4 protein-coding genes are annotated in these 2,517 nt (G+C 60.6%); all 4 read left to right on the top strand.

Annotation, left to right across the window (positions count from 1 at the left end; translation table 11 throughout):
- The coding region (locus ACH2EH_RS27110; RefSeq protein WP_395146634.1) for a DUF6785 family protein at positions 1-1,010 on the top strand (1,010 nt) is incomplete at its 5' end.
- Between the two features lie 71 nt (positions 1,011-1,081).
- A complete protein-coding gene (locus tag ACH2EH_RS27105) occupies positions 1,082-1,621 on the top strand; it encodes a YcxB family protein (RefSeq protein WP_395146632.1) in 540 nt (179 codons plus the stop codon).
- A complete protein-coding gene (locus ACH2EH_RS27100) occupies positions 1,618-2,166 on the top strand; it encodes a YcxB family protein (protein WP_395146630.1) in 549 nt (182 codons plus the stop codon). Before ACH2EH_RS27105 ends, ACH2EH_RS27100 begins: the two co-directional genes overlap by 4 nt.
- On the top strand, positions 2,132-2,517 hold a 386-nt coding region (locus ACH2EH_RS27095; protein ID WP_395146629.1), incomplete at its 3' end, for a hypothetical protein. The genes ACH2EH_RS27100 and ACH2EH_RS27095, both read left to right, overlap by 35 nt.

The following is a 2,517-nucleotide window of genomic DNA, read 5'->3' as shown; positions in this document are numbered from 1 at the left end:
AGACACCCAACTTTCCCTACACGGATGCGCAGGCACTCGGGGCCTATCTGGGTATCGGGATCGGGGCAATCTGGGCGGCGCGGCGGCACTTTAGCTGGCTGGCACGAGTCTTCTTCAACGAGGAAAAAGAGATGCCCGACCCCAACGACCCGATCTCCCAGAAGAGCGCGGTCTGGGGCGTGCTGGTCTGTTTAGCGCTTCTGGTGATCTTCTTCCGGCTCTCGGGGCTGAGCTTTTTGGTGATTGCCGTGGCGATGATTATCTACCTGGGAATCGCGATTGCTGTCACCCGCATGCGCGCCGAGCTCGGCCCGCCCGTCCATGATCTGCACCACGCCGGAGCGGACACGATGCTCCCGAAGATCTTCGGGCCGACGGCATTTTCCCGCGAGGATCATATCGGCCTGAGCTTCTGGTGGGGCTTCAACCGGGCGTATCGTGGCCATCCAATGCCCATCGGAATCGAGTCGCTTAAGATGGCGGAGCAGAGCAAGCTGGGCACAAAGGGGATGTTCTACGCGCTGATCGGAGCCGCGGTTCTGGGGCCACTGTGCGCGTTCTGGGCACTGCTACATCTCTCGTATATCAACGGTGCCGCCGGTGCAGTAGGGCCGCCCAACGTGATGGAGATCTTTGGCCGCGAGGCATGGAACCGCTACAACAACTGGACGGGAATCCCGGAGCCGCCCCACCCGCAAGAGGGCATGGCGGTACTGGCGGGGCTGGGCTTCACACTCGTGCTGAACATGATCCGTGGCCGCTGGATCGGTTTCCCGTTTCACCCGGTTGGCTACGCGATTGCGTCGAGCTGGGGAATGAGCGTTCTGTGGGTGCCGATGCTGGTCGCCTGGGTCGTGAAAATTCTCATCCTACGCTACGGTGGCCTTGGGTTCTACCGCAAGTGTGTCCCGTTCTTTCTAGGCATTATCCTGGGTGAGTGCCTCATGGGCGGCTTCTGGAACCTCACCGGAATTGCCCGTGAAGTGCCGACGTACGCCTTCTGGCCGTAAAAACCCAATTCACTGGGTGGTAACCAAATTTGCGCTGGTGTTGTCCTTGGGGGTACAAGGAATACACAACTATGAGCATTACCTACGAGCTAACAAAAGACGACGGCGTGGCACTGATGAAGTATCTGTGGCAGCGCCCGGAGCGGCGACAGAAAGAGCGCAAAGAGAACGACACGATTGCGGTCGCTTTCGCCGTGGTGATCTGGATGCTGGTCTCCCGCGCCTCCGACAGCCTCTCGCTTTTGATTGCACTGGCACTCGGCCTTTATCTATTGAAATCCCTGCCGCAGTGGCGGGAACGCAAGGGCAAGAAGTGGGTGAACTCCGATGGCTTCCAGCAGTGGCTGGGCGCACGCATGGTGACCATTGAGGAGAGCGGCCTGCGCGTGGTGAGCACCCGTGGCGAGCGCCTGATCTACTGGGCGAGCTTCAGCGAGGTGATCGAGGCTGATAGTCATCTCTTCCTGCCGTTTGGGATGCTGGAGGTGGTCGTGATTCCAGGGCGTGCCTTCGAGACCGTTGACACTCGCACGGCGTTTCTGGTGGAGATCAAGGCCCGCCAAGCTGCTGCACAGGCGGCCAAGCCAGCGGGCGGGGAGGAAGCGGTATGACGGTCACTTTTGAGCAGAGCCTGAGAGATGTCTACGACTGGATCGAGCACCAGCGCGGCAAGAGAAAAACTGAGTTCCCGCTCCGGGCTATTATAACTCTGGTGATCATCGGCTACGGGTTTCTCCAGCGCGGCCAGACCGTTGTCGCTTGGGTGCTGATCGCGGTGGCAATTGGGATGGCCGCAGGCCCACTATTGGCTCCTTGGCAGCGTAGCACCTGGCGTCGCCGCTTGGAAATGGCGGAGAAAATAGACGAGAGCGGCAAGCTTCCTGAGACAATGCGCCCCAAGCGCACCCTCACACTGGAGCAAGGCGGCCTGCGGGTGGTGGAGCACAATGCCCACCGCGAGGTACTGCACTACTGGGCAGCCCTGGAAGAAATTACCGAGCTGGAGCGCATTGTGGCCGTACGGATTGGGTCGGAGACCCTGCTGATCCCCAAACGTGCTTTTGCAGATCCTGAAGAGAGCGCTGCGTTTGTGGCGGAGCTTCAGGGTAGAATGCCGGTGCGTGAAACTCAAGAAACGCCTGCCGGAGAGTCGTAGCCAGAAGAAAGAGCGCCTTGCCGCTGACCGAGACCGCCGCGATTTAGATCGTGAGCAGGCCTTAGGTCGGCGGGAGGCGTGGCTGGCGCAGCACGACCGGAGCAAAGTTTTATTTCACGAGTGGCGCAACGCCGTTGAGCGCCGCCTGGAGTCGGAGGCGGCGTACGCAAACTTCGAGGCCGTCCATCGGCGCTACTGGGATCTCTTTCGCCATATCGGGATGCCCTCCACCGAACTCTCCCTCGCCCTTCAGCGTCACCGCGACGGCAAGCCTCTTGATCCCGAGCCGCTGATTGAGGAGCTGGAGACGCAGAGCAAGTTCCGTCCGCAGCTCGCGCACCTGACCAAGCA

The organism is Armatimonas sp. (assembly GCF_043760365.1).
Taxonomy (GTDB): domain Bacteria; phylum Armatimonadota; class Armatimonadia; order Armatimonadales; family Armatimonadaceae; genus Armatimonas.
This window is presented reverse-complemented; position numbering and strand designations above follow the sequence as displayed.

Excerpts from the sequence above, each read along its gene's own strand:
- ACH2EH_RS27105 (WP_395146632.1), top strand. The coding sequence starts at position 1,082 with ATGAGCATTACCTACGAGCTAACAAAAGACGACGGCGTGGCACTGATG.
- ACH2EH_RS27100 (WP_395146630.1), top strand. The coding sequence starts at position 1,618 with ATGACGGTCACTTTTGAGCAGAGCCTGAGAGATGTCTACGACTGGATC.